22 protein-coding genes and 1 other annotated feature are annotated in these 23,422 nt (G+C 37.9%); all 22 genes read left to right on the top strand.

The genetic code is table 11. The features are described from left to right. Positions 1-72 precede the first annotated feature (72 nt). The 22 genes from spoIIGA to pyrD all read left to right on the top strand — a co-directional run bounded on the left by spoIIGA (position 73) and on the right by pyrD (position 23,421). Positions 73-990 (top strand): sigma-E processing peptidase SpoIIGA, encoded by a 918-nt coding sequence (spoIIGA, locus tag H280_RS0101030; RefSeq protein WP_020059245.1) that lies wholly within the window; start codon positions 73-75, stop codon positions 988-990. A 21-nt stretch (positions 991-1,011) separates the two neighbouring features. After that, positions 1,012-1,728 carry an RNA polymerase sporulation sigma factor SigE gene (gene sigE, locus H280_RS0101025; RefSeq protein WP_020059244.1) on the top strand — a complete coding sequence of 239 codons (717 nt, stop codon included), beginning with the start codon at positions 1,012-1,014 and terminating at the stop codon, positions 1,726-1,728. Between the two features lie 325 nt (positions 1,729-2,053). Continuing rightward, positions 2,054-2,833 (top strand): RNA polymerase sporulation sigma factor SigG, encoded by a 780-nt coding sequence (sigG, locus tag H280_RS0101020; protein WP_020059243.1) that lies wholly within the window; start codon positions 2,054-2,056, stop codon positions 2,831-2,833. A 755-nt stretch (positions 2,834-3,588) separates the two neighbouring features. Then, positions 3,589-3,867: a YlmC/YmxH family sporulation protein gene (locus H280_RS0101010; RefSeq protein ID WP_020059241.1), complete on the top strand. Its 279-nt coding sequence runs from the start codon at positions 3,589-3,591 to the stop codon at positions 3,865-3,867. A gap of 116 nt (positions 3,868-3,983) precedes the next feature. Continuing rightward, on the top strand, positions 3,984-4,802 hold the full coding sequence (pgeF, locus tag H280_RS0101005) for a peptidoglycan editing factor PgeF (protein ID WP_020059240.1): 819 nt from the start codon (positions 3,984-3,986) through the stop codon (positions 4,800-4,802). Further along, on the top strand, positions 4,799-5,473 hold the full coding sequence (locus tag H280_RS0101000) for a YggS family pyridoxal phosphate-dependent enzyme (RefSeq protein ID WP_020059239.1): 675 nt from the start codon (positions 4,799-4,801) through the stop codon (positions 5,471-5,473). The genes pgeF and H280_RS0101000 overlap by 4 nt, the downstream gene beginning before the upstream one ends. A gap of 19 nt (positions 5,474-5,492) precedes the next feature. After that, positions 5,493-5,954, top strand: coding sequence for a cell division protein SepF (locus tag H280_RS0100995; protein ID WP_020059238.1), 462 nt, complete (start codon positions 5,493-5,495; stop codon positions 5,952-5,954). 6 nt (positions 5,955-5,960) lie between these two features. Beyond that, positions 5,961-6,227, top strand: a complete 267-nt coding sequence (locus tag H280_RS0100990; RefSeq protein ID WP_020059237.1) for a YggT family protein — start codon at positions 5,961-5,963, stop codon at positions 6,225-6,227. A 10-nt stretch (positions 6,228-6,237) separates the two neighbouring features. Then, positions 6,238-7,011 carry a YlmH family RNA-binding protein gene (locus tag H280_RS0100985; RefSeq protein WP_020059236.1) on the top strand — a complete coding sequence of 258 codons (774 nt, stop codon included), beginning with the start codon at positions 6,238-6,240 and terminating at the stop codon, positions 7,009-7,011. 92 nt (positions 7,012-7,103) lie between these two features. Then, positions 7,104-7,610, top strand: coding sequence for a septum site-determining protein DivIVA (divIVA, locus tag H280_RS0100980; protein WP_020059235.1), 507 nt, complete (start codon positions 7,104-7,106; stop codon positions 7,608-7,610). 51 nt (positions 7,611-7,661) lie between these two features. After that, positions 7,662-7,881: a binding site (T-box leader), on the top strand. A gap of 81 nt (positions 7,882-7,962) precedes the next feature. Next, positions 7,963-10,728, top strand: a complete 2,766-nt coding sequence (gene ileS, locus H280_RS0100975) for an isoleucine--tRNA ligase (RefSeq protein ID WP_020059234.1) — start codon at positions 7,963-7,965, stop codon at positions 10,726-10,728. Positions 10,729-10,858: 130 nt separating this feature from the next. Continuing rightward, positions 10,859-11,191, top strand: coding sequence for a hypothetical protein (locus H280_RS0100970; protein WP_020059233.1), 333 nt, complete (start codon positions 10,859-10,861; stop codon positions 11,189-11,191). A gap of 374 nt (positions 11,192-11,565) precedes the next feature. Further along, a complete protein-coding gene (lspA, locus tag H280_RS0100960; RefSeq protein WP_020059231.1) occupies positions 11,566-12,024 on the top strand; it encodes a signal peptidase II in 459 nt (152 codons plus the stop codon). Positions 12,025-12,027: 3 nt separating this feature from the next. Continuing rightward, positions 12,028-12,936, top strand: a complete 909-nt coding sequence (locus H280_RS0100955; RefSeq protein ID WP_020059230.1) for an RluA family pseudouridine synthase — start codon at positions 12,028-12,030, stop codon at positions 12,934-12,936. Between the two features lie 201 nt (positions 12,937-13,137). Further along, on the top strand, positions 13,138-13,680 hold the full coding sequence (gene pyrR / locus H280_RS0100950) for a bifunctional pyrimidine operon transcriptional regulator/uracil phosphoribosyltransferase (RefSeq protein ID WP_020059229.1): 543 nt from the start codon (positions 13,138-13,140) through the stop codon (positions 13,678-13,680). A 147-nt stretch (positions 13,681-13,827) separates the two neighbouring features. After that, on the top strand, positions 13,828-15,111 hold the full coding sequence (locus tag H280_RS0100945) for a solute carrier family 23 protein (RefSeq protein ID WP_020059228.1): 1,284 nt from the start codon (positions 13,828-13,830) through the stop codon (positions 15,109-15,111). 144 nt (positions 15,112-15,255) lie between these two features. Next, positions 15,256-16,170 (top strand): aspartate carbamoyltransferase catalytic subunit, encoded by a 915-nt coding sequence (locus tag H280_RS0100940; protein ID WP_020059227.1) that lies wholly within the window; start codon positions 15,256-15,258, stop codon positions 16,168-16,170. Then, positions 16,154-17,440, top strand: a complete 1,287-nt coding sequence (gene pyrC / locus H280_RS0100935) for a dihydroorotase (RefSeq protein ID WP_020059226.1) — start codon at positions 16,154-16,156, stop codon at positions 17,438-17,440. Before H280_RS0100940 ends, pyrC begins: the two co-directional genes overlap by 17 nt. Beyond that, entirely contained in the window at positions 17,437-18,534 is a 1,098-nt protein-coding gene (locus H280_RS0100930) for a carbamoyl phosphate synthase small subunit (RefSeq protein WP_020059225.1), read from the top strand. Before pyrC ends, H280_RS0100930 begins: the two co-directional genes overlap by 4 nt. Beyond that, entirely contained in the window at positions 18,519-21,737 is a 3,219-nt protein-coding gene (gene carB, locus H280_RS0100925; RefSeq protein WP_020059224.1) for a carbamoyl-phosphate synthase large subunit, read from the top strand. Before H280_RS0100930 ends, carB begins: the two co-directional genes overlap by 16 nt. Continuing rightward, complete coding sequence (pyrK, locus tag H280_RS0100920; RefSeq protein WP_020059223.1) at positions 21,734-22,513, top strand: dihydroorotate oxidase B electron transfer subunit; 780 nt, start codon at positions 21,734-21,736, stop codon at positions 22,511-22,513. The genes carB and pyrK overlap by 4 nt, the downstream gene beginning before the upstream one ends. Further along, positions 22,510-23,421: a dihydroorotate oxidase B catalytic subunit gene (gene pyrD / locus H280_RS0100915; protein ID WP_020059222.1), complete on the top strand. Its 912-nt coding sequence runs from the start codon at positions 22,510-22,512 to the stop codon at positions 23,419-23,421. Before pyrK ends, pyrD begins: the two co-directional genes overlap by 4 nt. Position 23,422 lies beyond the last annotated feature (1 nt).

The raw sequence follows: 23,422 nt of genomic DNA, 5'->3' as shown, positions 1-23,422 counted from the left end.
CGTAAATTGACACACTTTTCCAATGGATATGCATTATACTAGTCTCAACTTTATAAAAAAGAGGTGAACCGTTTGGTCGTTTACGCCGACATTATATGGTTATTAAATGTCTGCATTGATTTTCTTTTACTTTTATTAACGGCAATTGTTTTAAAACAGAAAGTGAAAAGATGGAGACTTGTGCTTGGCGCATGTATCGGTTCAACAATTGTTATTTTTGCATTCACGCCGTTAGCATCGTTGATGACACATCCTGTAATGAAATTAATATATTCATTTCTTATAGTTTACACTGCATTTGGCTTTATTCGTTTTCGAACATTTCTACAGAGCGTGTTAACCTTTTATTTTGTGACGTTTATGGTAGGAGGTGGCCTTGTTGGAACACACTTTTTTCTTCAAACAAATGACATGATGAACGAACTAATTTCGACAAAATCTATTTCGTATGGTGATCCTATAAGTTGGTTGTTTGTTATCATTGGGTTTCCTGTTATTTATTATTTTTCTAAAAAGAGAATTGAGGATGTAGAAGTGACAAAAATTCATTATGAACAAATTGTGAAAGTAGATATCAAAATTGATATAAATGATATTCAACTAGATGGATTGATTGATAGTGGAAATCAATTACATGACCCACTTACAAAAACACCAGTGATGATTATCAACGTTTCTTCTTTGGAACATGTGCTTCCACAATGGCTAATAGAACAAGTTCAAATGAAAACGACTATTCCTTATATACCAGATGAAGAATCACAGTGGGCAACTCGTTTGCGTTTAATTCCTTACCGAGCTGTAGGGGTTAATCAACAATTTTTATGGGCGTTTAAACCTGACTATGTGCAAATTGATCATGAAGGTACGAAGGTGGCTGTAAATAAAGTATTAATTGGTTTGAATGCCCAGCAGTTATCAGCGAATGGAGAGTATCAATGTATTCTACATCCAAAAATGTTATTGTCACAAAAAATAATAATTGCTTAATACAGAAACGGAGGGATTGGGTTGAAATTGAAATTTCGGTTAACGTATCTTTGGTATAAATTATTACTAAAACTTGGAATTAAGACCGATGAAATTTACTATATCGGTGGAAGTGAAGCATTGCCACCACCATTAACGAAAGAAGAAGAAGAAATATTGCTGCAAAAACTACCAAAAGGAGATGAAACAGCAAGGTCGCTTTTAATAGAGCGCAATTTACGTCTTGTTGTATACATTGCTAGAAAGTTTGAAAATACAGGAATTAATATCGAGGATCTTATTAGTATTGGAACTATTGGTTTAATTAAAGCGGTTAATACATTTAATCCAGAAAAAAAAATCAAACTCGCAACGTATGCATCAAGATGTATTGAGAATGAGATATTGATGCATTTGCGGAGAAATAATAAAAATCGTTCGGAAGTATCATTTGATGAGCCACTTAATATTGATTGGGATGGAAATGAACTATTGTTATCAGATGTTTTAGGGACAGATGAAGACATTATTACAAAGGACTTGGAAGCAACTGTTGACCGTCATTTACTTATGAAAGCATTGCATCAATTAAATGATCGAGAGAAGCAAATTATGGAACTTCGTTTTGGCTTAGATGGTGGAGAAGAGAAAACACAAAAGGATGTTGCTGATATGCTTGGGATTTCCCAGTCCTATATATCACGTTTAGAAAAGCGAATTATTAAAAGGCTGCGCAAAGAATTTAATAAAATGGTATGAGGCGAAGCCACCGGACATTCTAGCCACTGGAACTGGACAACAAAGAAAAGTGGAAGTGGCTCGTCCAGAATGTGAGGGGGATGGAGCTTCAGACGTAGAGGTGTTTTTTACCTCATAGGAAGAAGCGAAGCCACCGGACATTCTAGCCACTGGAACTGGACAATGCTTTCGCCGAATTTTGTGGTGGGAGTATTAATGCCCACGAATAGCGAGATAAATAATGTAAGTCTCATTTGAAAAAGTTTGATAAATGAATATATGCATAAAATTCCCTCCCAAGGAGATACTTTACACTGTACAGCAACTCCCGATAGGAGGGAACACTTTGACGAGAAACAAAGTAGAAATTTGCGGTGTTGATACATCTAAACTTCCAGTACTAAAAAACGAAGAAATGCGACGGTTATTTCGAGAAATGCAAAGCGGTGATATAAGCGCAAGAGAGAAACTAGTAAACGGAAACTTACGTCTTGTACTGAGCGTCATCCAAAGATTTAACAACAGAGGGGAGTTTGTTGATGATTTATTTCAAGTTGGCTGCATCGGACTTATGAAATCCATTGATAATTTTGATTTAGGCCAAAATGTTAAATTTTCAACATATGCTGTACCAATGATTATCGGAGAGATTCGAAGATATTTACGTGATAATAATCCAATACGAGTATCGCGTTCCTTGCGAGATATTGCGTATAAGGCGTTGCAAGTACGTGAAAAACTCATTGCTGAAAATTCAAAGGAACCAACAGCGATGGATATAGCAAAAGTACTTGATGTGACGCATGAAGAAATTGTGTTTGCACTTGATGCAATTCAAGACCCTGTTTCATTATTTGAGCCAATATACAACGATGGTGGGGACCCTATTTTTGTTATGGATCAGTTAAGCGATGATAAACAAAGGGACGAGCAATGGGTTGAAGAACTGGCATTAAAAGAAGGAATGAAGCGATTAAATGAACGAGAAAAGATGATTATTCGTAAACGTTTCTTTCAAGGGAAAACGCAAATGGAAGTGGCCGAGGAAATCGGGATTTCTCAGGCACAGGTGTCACGTCTTGAAAAATCAGCAATTAAACAAATGAATAAAACAATTCAAGGGTAAGGTCTCATCATTTATGATGAGACCTTTTATATATATAGATGCAAATTGAAAAACTAACATAAAACCCCTTTTCTTTTTCGGTGGGCGAGAGCAACTGGCCATGCATAGAGGCGGTCAGTTCCTTTTCCTACCACGTGTAAAGTTTAAAACAAAGATAGAAAGCCAGTAGCGGCCATGTTTTGTTCTGCATAGCAGCGACTTAGATGTTAAAAGAACAACATAAAACTCTTTTCTTTTTCGGTGGGCGAGAGCGTCCGGCCATGCGTAGAAGCGGTCAGTTCCTTTTTCTGCCGTATGCGAAGTTCAAACAAAGTGAGAAAGAATCTATTTTTGTGCATAGCAATGTACATGTTGAAAGATCAAAATGAGTTTATCACGCTATTCGTAGGCAGTAATACTTCCACTGATTAAAGTTTCGCTTTATATTGTTTTGAAGAATGATTTTGTTCATAGGAAGGATAGAGAGTTCATATGATAACTATAAAGAAAAATTTTTGTACGTAAAGAATATATGCTTACATGGTGAAGGTTTACTTTATCCCGCTAATTAAAGTTTCACTTTATCTCACTATTCACGGCAAGGTTGGTTCTATCACTTTAAGATTCAGAGAGAAGTGGAGAAGGTAGGTGTGTGATAACTGTTGGCGTGCTCTCGATTAGTGAGAGACAGATGATGGAAGTTTTACTATATTTGCACACTAAAGTCGAATTTGTGACGGGGGTTAGGTAAGTATGAGGTAAAGGAGAGGATGACAATGCTACGTATTTCAGAATTTCAAATGAAGGATGTTGTCAATGTATCCGATGGAAAAAGACTTGGAAACATTGGGGATATCGACATCGATATGAGAACAGGGAAGATTCAGGCAGTTATCATTACAAAGCAAGGAAAAATGTTAGGGTTATTCGGAAAAGAAGAGGAATTTGTAATTCCTTGGAAACAAATTGTGAAAATAGGGGAAGATGTTATTTTAGTTCGAGCGGATCACGTTCCTACTGTTACAGAAACAATACAAACACCGACAACTTCTTAAAGAATATTGCAAATTTCTCTTTTTTTTAATGTTGTCATTATGGAAAAATAAAAGTATGGTAAAATAGACAGGAAGTACCATACTTTTTATGTTATTTTATTATAAGGAGCCTTTTTATGAGAGAACCATTTACATATAAGGACGGTATGTTACATTTACATATGTGGGAAGAACTTGGAAATATTAAAGCTGGATTTACTACAAAAGAAGGTGGAGTGAGTACCGGCCCCTTTCATACAATGAATCTAGGGTTACACGTTCATGACAATGTAGAAGATGTTCATGAAAATCGGCGGCTTTTAGCAGAAAAGTTACACGTTTCATTAGATACTTGGGTTTGTTCGGAACAAATTCATGATCGTCATGTTGTAAAAGTGGGCAAGCGGGAGAAAGGAAAAGGTGTCTTTTCTTATGAAGATGGTATCCCTAATACAGATGGCATATACACGACAGATGCAGAGGTGTTGTTAACATCTTGTTATGCGGATTGTGTGCCAATCTATTTTTATGCGCCATCTTATAGAATGATTGGACTTGCACATGCTGGCTGGAAAGGAACTGTAAAAGGAATTGCGAGTGAGATGATCGACAAGTGGAAAGAGGAAGGTATACCGCTTGATGATATACATGTTGCTATTGGTCCGTCTATTGGCGCGTGTTGTTATGTTGTAGATGATCGCGTATTATCTGCTGCTAAACAAGTGCTTCATAGTTCTGTTCCATATGAAATGATTACTGAGGGACAATATGCAATAGATTTAAAGGAAATAAATCGTTTGCTATGTTTACAAGCTGGGATTAAAGAAGAAAATATTGCGATGTCATCTTTTTGTACAAGCTGTGAAACGCAATTATTCTTCTCACATCGCCGCGACCAGGGAAAGACGGGAAGAATGCTTAGCTTTATTGGTTTTAAGGAGGATGGAAAGCAGTGACAGTACAAGGGAATTTAGCATATGTCGGGCAAGAAGTTGAAAAAGCATGTCAGCGAGTGAATCGATCCTTAGACGAAATTACACTTGTTGCTGTTACAAAAACAGTAGGTATTGAAAAGACGGATGAAGTGTTACAATCTGGGCTTATACATCTTGGTGAAAATCGCAATGAAGGTTTTTTAAAGAAGTATGAGTATTTTGGAAGCAAAGCGACATGGCACTTTATCGGATCATTACAATCTAGAAAAGTAAAAGAGATCATAAATGAGATTGATTATTTACATTCACTTGATCGGCTTTCACTTGCAAAAGAAATTCAAAAACAAGCAACCAAATCCATTCGCTGCTTTGTTCAGGTAAAAACCTCAGCAGAAGAGTCTAAACAAGGGCTAGGCATAGATGAAACAATTGACTTTATTTACAACTTACAACAATTTGATAAAATTGAAGTTGTCGGATTGATGACAATGGCGCCTTTTACAGACGATGAAATGCAAATTCGTAGTTGTTTTCAAATGTTGCGTAAACTGCAAAAGCAAGTACAAGATTTAAACCTATCGCATGCTCCGTGCTTGGAGCTATCAATGGGGATGTCAAATGATTATACAATTGCAATTGAAGAGGGCGCTACATTTATTCGTTTGGGAACGATTTTAGTGGGAAAAGAATAGAAGGAAGGAGAGTTTTAATATGAGTTGGTCAAAAGTAAAGTATTTCTTTTTTGACACACCAGAAGAGCGAGAAGCACAATATGCTTACGAAAAGGAGCAAACTGAAATGAAAAAACAGCAGGAACCAGAGCAGGATATTCCTCTTGCAAAGGTACAACAGAAACAAAATGTAGTAAGCATTGAAACAGCAAAACAAGCTTCAAAAGTTGTTTTATTAGAGCCGCGTACGTATTCAGAGGCACAGGGGATTGCGGATCATTTGAAAGGTCGTCGTGCAGTTGTAATTAATTTACAACGTATGTCTACTGATCAAGCGCTGCGTATCGTTGACTTTCTAAGTGGAACTGTGTATGCAATCAGCGGGGATATTCAAAAGCTAGGACCAAAAACATTTATATGTACGCCGGATAATGTAGATATTGTTGGAGCGATTTCTGAATTGTTTGGTGAAGAGGAAGAGACAAATGCAAAAAGGTGGTAGTGCGCTATGACGATGATTTTATCAATTTTGCTCTATCTATTCAGGTTTTATTCATATGCGCTTATTATTTATATCCTTTTATCTTGGGTTCCGGGAGCAAGAGAGTCAACATTTGGTGATTTCCTTGCCCGTATTTGTGAGCCGTATTTAGAACCGTTTCGGAGATTTATTCCATCAATTGGGGTAATTGATATTTCTCCAATCGTGGCAATCCTTGTTCTAAATTTAGCAAGTTCAGGATTAGTACGTGTATTTGAATTTTTTTTGAGGTAAGACAATATAGATGAGTATTTATGAACATTTTAGGCCTGAAGAGACAGTTTTTGTTGATAAAGTATTAGAATGGAAGCATGCAGCGGAAGAATATCATCAAGTGAAACTTACTGATTTTCTTGACCCGCGTGAACAACAAATTATTTCGATGATTGTTGGACATCAAGGAGATGCAGCGTTTCAGTTATATGGAGCTGCTCCTGGTGCAGAAAGAAAACGAGCGTTAATTTATCCCAATTACTTGATACCGAATACAGAAGAATTTCAAATAGAAATATTAGAGATTGACTATCCTTCTAAATTTTACTCACTGGAGCATCGTCAAATATTAGGAGCATTTATGTCACTTGGTTTAAAGCGAGAGAAATGCGGAGATATTTGGCTTCAAAACGATTGTGCCCAAATTGTAGTTGCAAAAGAAGTTGTATCGTATATAGGAATGAATTTACAATCAATTGGAAAAACAAAAGTATCTTTATCACCTGTGTCCACTGATCTTGCAATACATATAGAAGATCAGTGGAATGAAAAGTCAGGGACAGTATCATCCCTGCGATTAGACGTATTGCTAGCAGAGATGTTTCATATATCTCGTCAAAAGGTTCAACCGTTCATTAAAAATGGTCTTGTGAAAGTAAATTGGAAAGTCGCGGAGCAATCTGCTTACGAATGCTTTCCAGGAGACGTATTTTCTGTGAGAGGTTATGGAAGAAGTAAATTACTCACTGTCGAGGGAAAAACAAAGCGCGATAAATGGAGAATTTTGTATGGAATCTTAAAATGATTTCTTTTTTTAGAAGGAAAGTCTCCTATTTTGTCGAAGAAAAGATATAATTAAAAAGGAAATTTTAGATAACCTACTTGGAGGTGGCGTTTGTGCCGTTAACACCGTTAGATATTCATAATAAAGAATTTAGTCGTGGCTTTCGTGGCTATGATGAGGATCAAGTAAATGAATTCCTTGATCAAGTCATCAAAGATTATGAGTTAGTAATTCGTGAGAAGAAGGCGTTAGAAGAAAAAGTCGCACAACTAGAAGGGAAATTAGAACATTTCTCTAATATTGAAGATGCATTGAATAAATCTATCGTTGTAGCGCAAGAAGCAGCAGAAGAAGTCAAACGTAATGCTCAAAAAGAAGCAAAATTAATTGTTCGTGAAGCAGAGAAAAATGCGGACCGTATTATTAATGAAGCGCTCGTAAAATCAAGAAAAGTGGCATTTGATATTGAAGAATTGAAAAAGCAAGCAAAAGTGTTCCGTACACGTTTCCGTATGCTATTAGAAGCACAGCTTGAAATGCTAAACAATGATGATTGGGACAAGTTAATTGAGTTGGAAGAAGAAGTAGATGAGCTTCTTAAGAAAGAAGAAACAGTGTAAACTTGACGTTTTTCGCGTTATTACATATAATTCTATACAACATAATTTTTTAGAAAAACGAAGATAGGGATAAGTACTTTTTTCATACCTTATATAGCGAACTGAGGATGGTGGAAGCTCAGGATAAGGAGAGAGTGGGAATATCACCCTGGAGTTCCTCGCTGAACAACAAAGTAAGCAGAGGCGTGTATTCGCGTTAAGAATATAAAGAGGATTACTATGTGTAGTAGTCTACTAGGGTGGTACCGCGGGAGACCTTCTCGTCCCTTTTGGGGGATGAGAAGGTCTCTTTTTTATTCCATTTATCTAGAAAAAATGTCATTCTTTTATATATTCAAGGAGGAATTTGAGCATGGAGTATAAAGATACATTATTAATGCCAAAAACAGAATTTCCAATGCGTGGAAATTTACCGAAACGTGAGCCTGTCATGCAAGAAACATGGGCTGAAATGAACATTTATGAAAAAGTGCAAGAACGTACAAAAGGACGTCCGCTATTTGTGCTTCATGATGGACCGCCATACGCGAACGGCGACATTCATATGGGACATGCGTTAAATAAAGTATTAAAAGACTTTATTGTTCGTTACAAATCAATGACAGGATACAGTGCACCATATGTACCAGGTTGGGATACACACGGATTACCAATTGAGCAAGCTTTAACAAATAAAGGTGTTAAGCGTAAAGAAATGACAGTTGCTGAATTCCGTAAACTTTGTGAAGAATATGCATATGAGCAAGTAAATCGTCAGCGCGAGCAATTTAAACGTTTAGGTGTACGTGGTGATTGGGATCATCCATACATCACATTAGAGCCAGCATATGAAGCACAGCAAATTAAAGTATTTGGTGAAATGGCGAAAAAAGGTTATATCTATAAAGGACAAAAACCTGTTTACTGGTCTCCAACAAGTGAATCTGCATTAGCGGAAGCGGAAATTGAATATAAAGATAAAAAATCTGCATCTATTTATGTAGCATTCCCTGTAAAAGATGGAAAGAATGTTTTAGAAGGCGACGAAAAATTCATTATTTGGACAACGACACCTTGGACGTTACCAGCTAACTTAGGTATTTCTGTTCATCCAGAACTTGAATACAGCATTGTGAAAGTAGCAGATGCGAAGTATATCATTGCTTCTGAATTATTTGAAACAGTTGCGAAAACATTAGATTGGGAAAATGCTGAAGTTGTAAAAACAGTAAAAGGTAGCGAACTGGAATATACAACAGCGAAGCATCCATTCTATGACCGTGATTCTCTTGTAATGCTTGGTGAGCATGTTACAACTGATGCTGGTACAGGGTGTGTACATACAGCACCTGGACACGGGGAAGATGACTTCCTAGTTGGAAAGCAATACGGTTTAGAAGTTCTTTGTCCAGTTGATGATAAAGGTGTATTAACAAGCGAAGCTCCTGGATTTGAAGGATTATTCTATGATAAAGCAAATAAGCCAATTACAGAAAAATTAGAAGAGGTTGGTGCGTTATTAAAATTAACATTTATTACGCATTCTTATCCGCATGACTGGAGAACGAAACAACCAATTATTTTCCGTGCAACTGCACAGTGGTTTGCATCTATTGAAGCGTTCCGCAAAGAATTATTACAAGCTGTAGAGGAAACAAAGTGGGTACCAGCTTGGGGCGAAACTCGTCTTCATAACATGGTTCGTGACCGCGGTGACTGGTGTATTTCTCGTCAACGTGCATGGGGTGTTCCGATTCCTGTATTCTATGCAGAAAATGGGGATCCAATTATTACAGATGAGACAATTAATCATGTAGCAGCGTTATTCCGTGAACATGGTTCAAATGTATGGTTTGAACGTGAAGCAAAAGATTTACTACCAGAAGGCTTTACACACCCATCTAGTCCAAATGGTGAATTCCGTAAAGAAACAGACATTATGGATGTATGGTTTGATTCTGGTTCTTCCCATCAAGCAGTGCTAGAAGAGCGTGATGATCTGCAGCGTCCAGCTGATTTGTATTTAGAGGGATCTGACCAATATCGTGGTTGGTTTAACTCTTCATTATCAACAGCGGTTGCGGTAACAGGTAAAGCGCCGTATAAGGGTGTTTTAAGTCACGGTTTCGTACTAGATGGTGAAGGTCGTAAGATGAGTAAGTCTATTGGAAACATTGTTGTACCAAAGAAAATTATGGACCAATTAGGCGGCGATATTTTACGATTATGGGTATCTTCAGTTGATTATCAATCTGATGTACGCATTTCTGATGATATTTTAAAACAAGTAGCAGAAGTATATCGTAAAATCCGTAATACATTCCGTTTCTTATTAGGAAACTTAGCTGACTTTAATCCAAGTAAAGATGTAGTAGCAAAAGCTGAACTACGCGAAGTAGATCGTTACATGCTAGTGAAATTAAATGACTTAATTGCAAAAGTAAAAGATGCTTATGAGACGTATGAATTCGCTGCTGTATATCATGCAATTCATAACTTCTGTACAATTGATTTAAGTTCATTCTATTTAGATTTTGCAAAAGATATTTTATATATCGAATCAGAAAATAATCATGACCGTCGTGCGATTCAAACGGTACTATATGATGTACTTGTTGCATTAACAAAACTTGTAACGCCAATTTTACCGCATACAGCAGATGAAGTATGGCCATATATCCCTGACGCTGTGGAAGAAAGTGTCCAATTAACTGATATGCCAGAAGTTGTAGAAGTAGAAGATGCTGAAGAGTTAAAAGGAAAATGGGATGCATTTATGACACTTCGCGATGATGTATTAAAAGCGTTAGAAGATGCGCGTAATGCAAAAGTAATTGGTAAATCATTAAATGCAAGTATCACACTTTATCCAACAGCAGAAATGAAAGAATTGTTACAATCCATTACAGAAGATGTAAAACAATTATTTATCGTTTCTGAGTACCATCTTGGTGGAACGATGGAAGAAGCACCAGCTGATGCACCGAAATATGAACATACAGCTGTTGTTGTAGCGCAAGCAACTGGCGAAACGTGTGAACGTTGCTGGGTTGTCTCTGAAACAGTAGGAAGCAATGCGGACCATCCAACATTATGTAAGCGTTGCGGAGAAGTTGTAACAGAACATTATGTAAAATAATGAAATGAAAAAAATCGGCTGTCTTATCTGCAGTCGATTTTTTTCTTCCTTGGAAGGAAAAATGTGTGTGCGGTAATCGTGTGCGTTTCGGATAAACTAACGATACATTCCAGCCGGGAGGGACGCACTTGTGACTGACACATACATGGAGATTCAAGTAGAACTACAATTAATGCAGCGAGAATTACAGGAGAGATTAGCGAAGGAAGAGTTGTATGCGTGTAATGTAGAATTTGGTCAGGAATTGTTAGGCACAGTTAAAACAGATGTGAAAAATAAATTATTATTGCATGATATGAGAGAAGATTTAAAGGATGTAGAACGAGCACTTTGGAAAATGGAAATTGGGATATATGGAATTTGTGAAGAAACCGGACAAAGAATGACATTTAGACAATTAAAGGGGATGCCAACAGCACGTACAATTTATGAGTGTTTTTATGAAAAAGTAAAAACAACTTAAAGATAACGTAACTACTCAGCCATACATTTCATCTAGAAGTTTGGTAAGGGGTATAATTCCAGTGAAAATATGCTTACCTATAATTGCTGCCATGAAGATAAAAATGGACCTACACCTCGCTGCCTTTCTTTGTTTTAAAACTTTGCGCGTGGCAGGAAAAGGTCTTGACTGCTACTATGCATAGCCAGTCCTTCTTGACCACTTAAAAAAATGCTTTTCTATCGGTTTTTCATAGAGTGACTGAGTAGTTACAAGACAACAATATTATATTACCTAATTCATTTTATTTTATGCTCCCATGCGATGCTTCATTGTGAAAACATAGCAGCTATGCTAAAATTTTGAGGTACACTGTCATTGTGGGGGAAACGAAAATGATATATTATTTAATAGCATTATTTGTGATTGCCATTGATCAAGTATCAAAATGGATTATCGTGAAGGAAATGGAATTAGGTGAGAGTATTCCAATTATTGATAATGTGCTGTATATAACGTCTCACCGCAATCGCGGAGCTGCATGGGGTATTTTAGAAAATAAAATGTGGTTCTTCTACATTATCACAGTCATCTTTGTTATTTTTATTCTGTTTTATATGAAGAAATACGCAAAGACAGACAAGCTTCTCGGCATTTCGCTTGGTCTTATTCTAGGCGGGGCAATTGGTAATTTTATTGATCGTGTCGTACGAAAAGAAGTTGTTGATTTTATTCATACGTATATTTTTTCATACAACTTCCCTGTATTTAACGTTGCAGATTCGGCATTATGTGTGGGTGTGGCGTTAATTATTATTCAAACATTACTAGAAGGAAAGAAAACAAAGGAGTAAATAATGAGCGAAGTAGTACAAGTAACAGTTACAGAAGAGAACAAAAGTGAACGGATTGATAAGTTTCTTGCAGGTGTTAACAATGAATGGTCTCGTTCACAAGTACAGCAATGGATTAAAGATAGTGTTGTAACAGTAAATGGAAAAGACATCAAAGGGAATTATAAAGTAAAAACAAATGATGAAATTACAGTTACCATCCCAGAGCCAGAATCATTAGATATTCTTCCAGAAGATATGAATTTAGAGATTCATTATGAGGATAGTGATGTGCTTGTTGTAAACAAGCCACGAGGTATGGTTGTACATCCTGCACCAGGGCATACGAGCGGTACATTAGTGAATGGCTTAATGCATCATTGTAAAGATTTATCAGGTATTAACGGTGTAATGCGCCCGGGGATTGTACATCGCATAGATAAAGATACATCTGGATTATTGATGGTAGCAAAAAATGATATGGCACATGAGGCGCTTGTCAACCAACTTGTAGAGAAAACAGTAACGAGACGTTATCAAGCAATTGTTCATGGGGTTATTCCGCATGATAAAGGAACGATTGATGCACCAATTGGTCGTGATAAACAAGACCGTCAAAGTATGACCGTTGATGAAAAAGGAAAACATGCTGTGACTCATTTCCGTGTATTAGAACGGTTTAATAACTTTACTCATGTAGAGTGTCAATTAGAAACCGGCCGTACACACCAAATTCGTGTGCATATGAAGTATATTGGGTATCCACTTGCAGGTGACCCAAAATATGGACCAAAGAAAACGTTTGATATAAATGGTCAAGCTTTACATGCAGGTATTTTAGGTTTCATCCACCCACGTACAGGTGAATATTTAGAGTTTGAAGCACCAGCTCCACAAATTTTTGCAGATCTTTTAAATGATTTACGAAAATAATATTGACAATCGTTATAAAAACTGACATAATAACAGCAGTTGAATAAGTCCTTTAACACAACCCCGTGAGGTTGAGAAGGTAGCGGTTTGAAATACATAGGGTATACGTATACCCTTTTTCAGAAAACCCTCTCGCACACGACGAGAGGGTTTTTTTATACCATTCCTCTCACGCAAGAAATAAGCCTGGAGGTGAAGAACATGAAAGAAAAAGCAGTGGTACTAGATGATCAAATGATTCGCCGTGCTTTAACACGCATTAGTCATGAAATTGTAGAACGCAATAAGGGTGTTGAAAATTGTGTTCTAGTTGGAATTAAAACACGCGGTATTTTCATCGCACAGCGCTTAGCAGAACGAATTGCTCAAATTGAAGGAAAAGAAATGGCTGTTGGTGAGTTAGATATTACGTTATATCGTGATGACTTGACTTTACAATCTAAAAACAAAGAACCACTTGTAAAAGGTTCAGACATTCCAGTTGATATTACAAATAAAAAAGTTATTCTTGTTGATGACGTATTGTATACAGGAAGAACAGTGCGAGCTGCTATGGATGCATTAATGGACATCGGTAGACCATCGCAAATTCAGCTAGCTGTTCTTGTAGATAGAGGTCACCGTGAACTGCCAATTCGCGCTGATTATGTAGGGAAAAACATTCCAACATCAAGCGAAGAACGTATTGAAGTAGACCTTCAAGAAACTGATAAACAAGATCGAGTAAGCATACACGAAAAATAAAGCCCTTTTAAATGTAGTCCTGTGAGGCTGCCAAAGGGTCTTGACTTTCATATGTCTAATTTGACATACGTAAGTATAGGACTCTTTGTGCATAGTCACAAAGAGTTTTTTTATTTCAAGTTTTTAACATTGGAGGAGGAGATAACAATGGAACAAAAGCCAGTGTTAGACATTCATGAAGTACCGAAACCAGGAAAATGGTTATTGTTAAGTATACAACATTTATTCGCAATGTTTGGGGCAACGGTGCTTGTGCCATTCTTAACAGGATTAAGTCCAGCAGTTGCTTTAATTTCGAGTGGATTAGGAACGCTAGCATTCTTACTTGTGACGAAAGGGCAAGTACCCGCTTACCTCGGATCATCGTTTGCGTTCATTGCGCCGATTATTACAGCAAAAGCAGCAGGTGGACCAGGAGCAGCAATGCTTGGCGGAATGATGGCAGGACTTGTCTACATGTTAATTGCACTGGGAATTAAAAAGTCTGGGTCAAATTGGATTATGAATCTCTTACCACCAATTGTAGTTGGTCCAGTTGTTATGGTAATTGGGCTTGGTCTTGCACATACAGCAGTAAATATGGCAATGAATAATGCAGATGGAAAATATAGTTTTACACACTTTTCAGTTGCACTCGTAACATTAGCAATTACAATTATATGCTCGATTTTTGGAAGAGGCTTCCTTAGCATCATACCAGTTTTAATTGGAATCATAGGTGGTTATATCTTTGCTTACTTCCAAGGCTTAGTTAACTTAAAACCAATAGTAGAAGCAAAATGGTTTGATGTACCGGACTTCATAGTACCATTTGTCACATATACGCCGGAGTTCTCGTGGAAAATCGTCCTAGTGATGGTACCAGTAGCAGTCGTAACGATTTCAGAACATATTGGACATCAAATTGTACTTGGAAATGTTGTAAATAGAGACTTGATTGAAAAGCCAGGATTACATCGCTCTATTATGGGAGACGGCATTGCAACATTTATCGCGTCCATAATTGGAGGGCCGCCAAATACAACGTATGGTGAAAATATAGGGGTACTTGCGATTACTAGAGCATACAGTGTGTACTTGTTCGTTGGATCTGCAATATTTGCAATTATCTTCGGATTTATTGGGAAAATCTCAGCACTGATCCATTCGATTCCAACACCGGTAATGGGCGGTGTATCAATCTTGCTCTTCGGTGTTATTGCATCAAGCGGTTTACGTATGTTAGTAGATGAGAAAATCGATTTCGGAGATAAACGTAATCTAATGATTGCATCAGTCATACTAGTTATCGGAATCGGCGGTGCAGTACTTCATATCGGTCAATCATTCCAAGTAGAAGGTATGGCTCTTGCAGCAATCGTGGGAGTATTGTTAAACCTAGTTTTACCTGAAATGAAAACGAAAAAACAATCAAAGCAAGTTGCTTCATAAAGACAGCCTTTTAATTCAGTCCTGTGAGACGGAAAAGGGTGTGTAGTTTGCTACACCCTAGTCTCACACGGCTAGGGTGTTTTTATGCAGTTAATCTTATATAAATTCATAAGTGTATCATAAAAATTAGAAAGAGGGATGACAATGAACCATTTGTTAACGATGAGTGAGTTATCGGAGCAGGAGATTTCAGAAATCCTAAAAGATGCAGAAGATTTCGCAAGCGGAAAGGGCATAAAAGCGACAGAGCAAACATTTGTTGCAAACTTATTCTTTGAGAATAGCACGAGAACACGTTTTAGCTTTGAAGTAGCAGAAAAGCGTTTAGGACTTGATGTTCTCGACTTTTCAGCAGAGTCTTCTAGCGTACAAAAAGGAGAAACTTTATACGATACGGTAAAAACACTTGAATCGATAGGAACAAGAGCTGTTGTCATCCGTCACGAGCAAGATCGATACTTCGATGAGCTTAGAGAACAAGTGAATATTCCAATCTTAAATGCAGGTGATGGATGTGGAAATCATCCAACACAATGTTTACTTGATCTACTAACGATAAAACAAGAATTTGGAACATTTGAAGGACTGAAAATAGCAATTGTTGGAGATATCAGTCATAGCCGAGTAGCACGTTCAAATGCAGAGGCGTTAACGAAATTAGGAGCAACCGTTTATTTTGCAAGTCCAGAAGAATGGAAAGATGAAACGAACACATTTGGAACATACAAAGCATTAGACGAACTAGTTCCAAAAGTGGATGTAATGATGCTACTACGCGTGCAGCATGAGCGTCATGATCATTATGAAACAGACATTATGAAAGAGTATCATGAAGAGCACGGTGTAACGATTGAACGTGAGAAACGCATGAAGCCAGGAAGCATTATTATGCACCCAGCACCTGTGAATCGTGATGTAGAAATTGCAAGTGAACTTGTCGAGTGTGAGCGTTCACGCATCTTTAAACAGATGGAAAACGGTGTTTATGTAAGAATGGCTGTACTAAAACGCGCATTACCAAATGTATTAGGAGGAATGAAACATGAATTATTTGTTTAAAAACGGTCGCTATGTAAATGCAGAGGGAAATATCGTCACAACAGACCTTCTCGTACAAGACGGTAAAATTGCGAAAGTAGCAGAAAGCATCACTGCTGAAAATGTAGAAGTAATTGATGTAAACGGAAAATTAATTGCACCTGGATTAGTAGATGTACACGTCCATCTTCGCGAACCAGGTGGTGAACATAAAGAAACGATCGAAACAGGTACACTTGCAGCAGCAAAAGGTGGATTTACAACAATTTGCGCAATGCCAAATACACGTCCAGTACCAGACAGCAGAGAACATATGGAAGACCTGCAAAAACGAATTAAAGAAAAAGCACATGTAAATGTACTCCCATATGGAGCGATTACAGTACGTCAAGCAGGTTCTGAAATGACAGACTTTGAAATGTTAAAAGAACTTGGGGCATTCGCGTTTACTGATGATGGAGTAGGCGTACAAGATGCAAGTATGATGCTGGCAGCAATGAAGCGTGCAGCAAAATTAAATATGGCAGTTGTTGCACACTGCGAAGAAAATACGCTTATTAATAAAGGATGTGTACATGAAGGGAAGTTTTCTGAGAAACATGGATTAAACGGTATCCCATCAGTATGTGAGTCCGTACATATTGCCCGGGACATATTACTTGCGGAAGCGGCGGATTGCCACTATCACGTATGTCACGTAAGTACAAAAGGATCTGTACGAGTGATTCGTGATGCAAAACGTGCTGGGATTAACGTAACAGCAGAAGTAACACCGCATCACTTAGTATTATGTGAAGATGATATCCCATCGGTTGATTCAAACTTTAAAATGAACCCACCGCTTCGAGGAAAAGAAGATCATGAGGCTTTAATTGAAGGGTTATTAGATGGAACAATTGACATAATTGCAACAGATCATGCACCGCATGCAGCAGAAGAAAAAGCACAAGGTATTGAAAGAGCGCCGTTCGGAATTACTGGTTTTGAAACAGCATTCCCACTACTATATACAAACCTTGTGAAAAAAGGAATTATCACATTAGAACAGTTAATTCAATTCTTAACAGAAAAACCAGCTGATACATTCGGTTTAGAAGCAGGTCGCCTGAAAGAAGGAAGAGCCGCTGATATTACAATTATCGATTTGGAACAAGAAGAAGAGATTGACCCAGCAACATTCTTATCAAAAGGAAAAAATACGCCATTTGCAGGCTGGAAGTGCCAAGGGTGGCCGGTTATGACATTAGTTGGCGGTAAGATCGCATGGCAAAAGGAGAGTGCATTAGTATGAAAAGACAGCTTATCTTAGAAGATGGAACAGTATTAATTGGAAAAGGTTTCGGAGGGGAAATCGAAAAGTCAGGTGAGGTTGTATTTACAACAGGAATGACAGGATATCAAGAAACATTATCTGATCCATCATATTGCGGTCAAATTGTAACATTTACGTATCCATTAATCGGAAACTATGGCATTAACCGTGACGATTTTGAATCAATTCATCCATCTGTAAATGGGTTAATTGTAAATGAAATTTGTGATCATCCATCTAACTTCCGTAATGAAATTTCGTTAGATGATTACTTAAAAGAAAGAAATATTCCCGGGCTAGCAGGAATTGATACAAGAAAATTAACACGAAAAATTCGTCAATATGGAACACTACGCGGACGTCTTTGTAACATGGATGCGGATGTAGAGTACATCGTTAGCCAATTAAAAGCGACAGTATTTACAGATCATGTAAAACGTGTATCAACAAAAGATCCATACCCAAGCCCAGGCCGTGGTCATCGTGTTGTACTTGTTGACTTTGGAATGAAACACGGTATTTTACGAGAATTAAATAAACGCGATTGTGATGTAATTGTTGTGCCTTACAATACAACAGCTGAAGAGATTTTACGCTTAAGCCCAGATGGAATTATGTTAAGTAATGGACCTGGGGATCCAAAAGATGTACCGGAAGCGATTGAAATGTTAAAAGAAATCATCGGAAAAGTACCTTTATTCGGGATTTGCCTTGGACATCAATTGTTCGCTCTAGCATCTGGTGCAAATACAAGTAAGTTGAAATTCGGTCATCGTGGTTTAAACCATCCAGTAAAACATCTTGCAACTGGAAAAGTAGCAATTACTTCTCAAAATCATGGTTACGCTGTAGAAGAAGCATCAGTTGAAAATACAGAGCTTGAAATTACACATGTAGCTTTAAATGATGGAACAGTAGAAGGTCTTCGTCATACGAAGTTCCCAGCATTTACAGTACAATACCATCCAGAAGCTTCAGCAGGACCAGAAGATGCAAATAATTTATTCGAAGATTTCTTAACAATGATTGAAAACTTCAAGAAAGAAGGGGAAGAGTTATGCCAAAACGCCTAGACATTAACACAATTTTAGTAATCGGGTCAGGACCAATTGTAATTGGGCAAGCAGCGGAGTTTGATTACTCTGGTACACAAGCTTGTCAATCTCTTAAAGAGGAAGGTTACAAAGTAATCCTTGTTAACTCTAACCCAGCAACAATTATGACGGATACTGCAACAGCAGATAAAGTATACATTGAGCCATTAACATTAGAATTCGTAAGCCGTATTATTCGTAAAGAACGTCCAGATGCTATCTTACCAACCTTAGGTGGTCAAACGGGCTTAAACATGGCGGTTGAACTTGCGAAATCAGGTGTGCTTGATGAGTGCGGAGTTGAAATTTTAGGAACGAAATTATCAGCAATTGAGCAAGCGGAAGATCGTGATTTATTCCGTACATTAATGCGAGACTTAAACGAACCAGTACCGCCAAGTGAAATTATTCATACGCTTGATGAAGCATATGAATTTGTAAAAGTAATTGATTATCCAGTAATTGTTCGCCCTGCATTTACGCTAGGTGGAACTGGCGGTGGTATTTGCCATAATGAAGAAGAGTTAATTGAAATTGTAACAAGTGGTCTAAAACATAGCCCAGTAACGCAATGCTTATTAGAAAAAAGTATTGCAGGCTTTAAAGAGATTGAATATGAAGTAATGCGTGATGCAAATGATAATGCGATTGTAGTATGTAACATGGAAAACATCGATCCAGTTGGTGTGCATACAGGGGATTCGATCGTTATTGCGCCGAGCCAAACATTAAGTGACCGTGAATATCAAATGTTACGTAATACTTCATTAAGAATTATTCGTGCACTTGGAATTGAAGGTGGATGTAACGTTCAGCTTGCACTTGATCCGCATAGTTTCCAATACTATGTAATCGAAGTAAACCCACGTGTAAGTCGTTCATCTGCATTAGCATCAAAAGCAACAGGATATCCAATTGCAAAGTTGGCAGCGAAAATTGCAGTCGGCTTAACACTTGATGAAATTGTAAACCCAGTTACCCAAAAAACATATGCATGTTTTGAACCAGCATTAGACTATGTTGTTTCTAAAATTCCACGCTGGCCATTTGATAAATTTGAATCAGCAAACAGAACGCTTGGCACACAAATGAAAGCAACTGGTGAAGTAATGTCTATCGGACGTAACCTAGAAGAATCATTACTAAAAGCAGTTCGTTCTCTAGAGCTTGGTATTTATCACTTAGAACTAGATTACTTAAAAGAACTTGATAAAGAAACGATGAAAAAACGTATTATAAAAGCAGATGATGAGCGCCTGTTTGTTGTAGCAGAAGCAATTCGTCAAGGTGTAACGAAAGAAGAAATTAACGAATGGTGTGAAATGGACTTCTTCTTCTTACAAAAAGTTGAGAACATCGTAAATATGGAACGTGTTGTAAAAGCGAATGTAGGAAATATGGAAGTATTACAATCCGCGAAAGAAATGGGCTTCAGTGATCATTATATCGCAGCAGCTTGGAATAAAACTGAGCGTGAAATTTACGATATGCGCAAAGAAAATAATATGACGCCAGTATTCAAAATGGTAGATACTTGTGCGGCAGAATTCGAATCTGCAACGCCTTACTACTACAGCACATATGGCGATGAAAATGAATCAATCGTGACAGAGCGTAAAAGTGTAGTCGTTCTTGGTTCTGGTCCAATCCGTATCGGTCAAGGTGTCGAGTTTGACTATGCAACAGTTCATTCTGTATGGGCAATTAAAGAAGCTGGGTATGAAGCAATTATTATAAATAATAACCCAGAAACAGTTTCAACAGACTTTAGTATTTCAGATAAATTATATTTTGAACCACTTACAATTGAAGATGTAATGCACATCATCGATTTAGAACAACCAGAAGGCGTAATCGTTCAATTTGGTGGGCAAACAGCAATTAACTTAGCGGCAAAATTACAAGAACGCGGCGTGAAAATTTTAGGTACATCGCTAGAAGATTTAGACCGTGCAGAAGATCGTGATAAGTTTGAAGTAGCTTTAACAGAGCTAGGTATTCCGCAACCAGTTGGAAAAACAGCAACGACTGTAGAACAAGCGGTAGCGATCGCTGAAGAAATTGGTTACCCAGTATTAGTAAGACCATCTTACGTACTAGGTGGACGTGCGATGGAAATCGTATATCGTCAAGAAGAACTACTGCACTACATGAAAAATGCGGTTAAAGTTCATGCGGATCATCCAGTATTAATCGACCGTTACATGGTTGGTAAAGAAATTGAAGTAGATGCAATTTCAGACGGTGAAAATGTATTCATTCCAGGTATTATGGAACATATTGAACGCGCCGGGGTTCACTCTGGTGACTCAATTGGAGTATACCCACCGCAAAGCTTATCTGCAAAATTGAAAGAACAAATTATCGAAAATACAATTGCACTTGGAAGAGGATTAAACATTGTTGGATTACTGAATATCCAGTTTGTCGTATTCAAAGACGAAGTGTATGTAATTGAAGTAAACCCACGTGCGAGCCGTACAGTACCATTCTTAAGTAAAATTACAGGTGTACCGATGGCGAATATCGCAACAAAAGTTATTTTAGGTCAAAATCTTGTAGAACAAGGGTATGAAACGGGATATCGCCCAGAAGAGAAAGAAGTGTATGTAAAAGCTCCAGTATTCTCTTTTGCGAAACTACGTTCTGTTGATACAACATTAGGACCTGAAATGAAATCAACAGGGGAAGTAATGGGTAAAGACTTAACGCTTGAAAAAGCATTATATAAAGGACTTGTTGCTGCTGGAATCAATATTCCAACGCACGGATCTGTAATCATCACAGTAGCAGATAAAGATAAAGAAGAAGCAATGGAAATCGCAAAGCGATTCCATGAAATTGGCTATAACTTATTAGCGACAGCAGGAACTGCGAAATCATTAACAGACCAAGGCGTTCCAGTTCAAGTTGTAAACAAAATTGATTCTGAAGACTACAATTTGCTTGATATTATTCGCCAAGGAAAAGCGCAATTTGTTATTAACACATTAACAAAAGGAAAACAACCAGCGCGTGATGGCTTCCGTATTCGTCGTGAGTCTGTAGAAAATGGTGTAGCATGTTTAACATCACTTGATACAACAAGAGCAATTTTACGAGTACTAGAGTCGATGACATTTTCAGCTCACGCTATGAAAGAATTTGCGGGAGCTGAGCGTCACGAGGTGGTACATGCATGATGCAAAAGCAAAATATGATCGTCGTTAACCAAACAGAAATCGCAAAAAATATTTATGAATTAGTGCTTCAAGGTGATTTAGTACAGCACATGAACGAGCCTGGGCAGTTTGTACACATTAAGGTAGCAGAGGGTATTACGCCCCTCTTGCGCCGCCCAATTAGTATTTGTAATGTAGATCAAGAGAAAAATGAATTTACAATGCTATACCGTGCGGAAGGACAAGGAACAAAAACATTAGCAAAGAGAAAACAAGGTGACCTTGTAGACGTATTAGGACCATTAGGTCATGGATTTCCAGTAGAAGAAGCAGAGGTAGGACAAACAGCTTTATTAGTTGGAGGCGGGATTGGTGTGCCACCACTTTATGAATTATCACAACGCTTTGTTGCAAAAGGGATACGTGTCATTCACATCTTAGGCTTTCAAACGAAAGATGTCGTCTTCTACGAAGATAAATTTGCAGAACTTGGTGACACGTATGTTGCAACAGTCGACGGTACACATGGTACAAAAGGATTTGTAACAGATGTGATTGATGCGTATGGAATTGATTTTGACATTTTATACTCATGTGGACCTTTAGCGATGCTACGTGCATTAGAGGGCCGTTATAAAGAGAAAAAAGCCTATATTTCCCTAGAAGAACGTATGGGCTGTGGAATTGGGGCGTGTTTTGCATGTGTATGCCACTTGCAAGAAGATCCAAGCGGACATTCTTACAAGAAGGTGTGTAGCGACGGGCCAGTATTTCCAATCGGGGAGGTTGTACTATGAACAGATTGCAAGTTGAATTACCAGGATTATCATTGAAAAATCCAATCATCCCGGCTTCTGGTTGCTTTGGATTTGGTCGTGAGTATGCACAATTTTACGATTTAAGTGTACTTGGATCAATCATGATTAAAGCAACAACAGAGCAACCTCGTTATGGAAATCCAACGCCTCGCGTTGCTGAAACACCAGGTGGAATGTTAAATGCAATTGGACTTCAAAATCCAGGTCTAGAAAAGGTAATGACTTCCGAATTACCTTTTCTAGAGCAATTCGATCTTCCTATTATTGCGAATGTTGCTGGGTCACAAGCTGAAGATTATGTAGCAGTTGCAAAGGAAATTTCGAAAGCACCAAATGTTCATGCGCTAGAATTAAATATTTCTTGTCCAAATGTGAAGACAGGTGGAATTGCTTTCGGTACAGTACCGGAAATTGCTGCTGATTTAACGAAGCGAGTAAAAGAGGTTTCTGAAGTGCCGGTATATGTGAAGTTGTCACCGAACGTGGCAAATATTGTAGAGATTGCGAAGGCAATTGAAAACGCAGGTGCAGACGGATTAACAATGATTAATACATTGCTTGGCATGCGTTTAGATTTAAAAACAGCAAAACCAATTTTAGCAAACCGTACAGGAGGATTATCTGGACCAGCGATTAAGCCAGTGGCAATTCGCATGGTGCACGAGGTGAGTCAAGCTGTTAACATTCCGATTATCGGAATGGGCGGTATTGAATCGGCGGAAGATGTAATTGAGTTCTTCTATGCGGGTGCAAGTGCAGTAGCAGTTGGAACAGCAAACTTCGTTGATCCATTTGTCTGTCCGACAATTATTGAAGAATTACCAGCGCTTTTAGATGAACTAGGATTTGAACACATTTCGGAATGCCGTGGAAGGAGCTGGAAGTAAA

The sequence above is a fragment of the Bacillus sp. 123MFChir2 genome (assembly GCF_000383235.1).
Taxonomy (GTDB): Bacteria; Bacillota; Bacilli; order Bacillales; family Bacillaceae_G; genus Bacillus_A.
The sequence above is the reverse complement of the archived record's forward strand: the minus strand, read 5'-3'. Positions and strand labels throughout refer to the sequence as shown.

What these genes read in the sequence shown, in the direction of transcription:
- pyrR (WP_020059229.1), top strand. Translation starts at nt 13,138, where the DNA reads ATGAAAGAAAAAGCAGTGGTACTAGATGATCAAATGATTCGCCGTGCT.
- H280_RS0100940 (WP_020059227.1), top strand. Translation starts at nt 15,256, where the DNA reads ATGAACCATTTGTTAACGATGAGTGAGTTATCGGAGCAGGAGATTTCA.
- H280_RS0100955 (WP_020059230.1), top strand. Translation starts at nt 12,028, where the DNA reads ATGAGCGAAGTAGTACAAGTAACAGTTACAGAAGAGAACAAAAGTGAA.
- H280_RS0101010 (WP_020059241.1), top strand. Translation starts at nt 3,589, where the DNA reads ATGCTACGTATTTCAGAATTTCAAATGAAGGATGTTGTCAATGTATCC.
- H280_RS0100930 (WP_020059225.1), top strand. Translation starts at nt 17,437, where the DNA reads ATGAAAAGACAGCTTATCTTAGAAGATGGAACAGTATTAATTGGAAAA.
- H280_RS0100945 (WP_020059228.1), top strand. Translation starts at nt 13,828, where the DNA reads ATGGAACAAAAGCCAGTGTTAGACATTCATGAAGTACCGAAACCAGGA.
- carB (WP_020059224.1), top strand. Translation starts at nt 18,519, where the DNA reads ATGCCAAAACGCCTAGACATTAACACAATTTTAGTAATCGGGTCAGGA.
- pyrK (WP_020059223.1), top strand. Translation starts at nt 21,734, where the DNA reads ATGATGCAAAAGCAAAATATGATCGTCGTTAACCAAACAGAAATCGCA.
- pyrD (WP_020059222.1), top strand. Translation starts at nt 22,510, where the DNA reads ATGAACAGATTGCAAGTTGAATTACCAGGATTATCATTGAAAAATCCA.
- H280_RS0100995 (WP_020059238.1), top strand. Translation starts at nt 5,493, where the DNA reads ATGAGTTGGTCAAAAGTAAAGTATTTCTTTTTTGACACACCAGAAGAG.
- pyrC (WP_020059226.1), top strand. Translation starts at nt 16,154, where the DNA reads ATGAATTATTTGTTTAAAAACGGTCGCTATGTAAATGCAGAGGGAAAT.
- ileS (WP_020059234.1), top strand. Translation starts at nt 7,963, where the DNA reads ATGGAGTATAAAGATACATTATTAATGCCAAAAACAGAATTTCCAATG.
- H280_RS0100985 (WP_020059236.1), top strand. Translation starts at nt 6,238, where the DNA reads ATGAGTATTTATGAACATTTTAGGCCTGAAGAGACAGTTTTTGTTGAT.
- pgeF (WP_020059240.1), top strand. Translation starts at nt 3,984, where the DNA reads ATGAGAGAACCATTTACATATAAGGACGGTATGTTACATTTACATATG.
- lspA (WP_020059231.1), top strand. Translation starts at nt 11,566, where the DNA reads ATGATATATTATTTAATAGCATTATTTGTGATTGCCATTGATCAAGTA.
- H280_RS0100990 (WP_020059237.1), top strand. Translation starts at nt 5,961, where the DNA reads ATGACGATGATTTTATCAATTTTGCTCTATCTATTCAGGTTTTATTCA.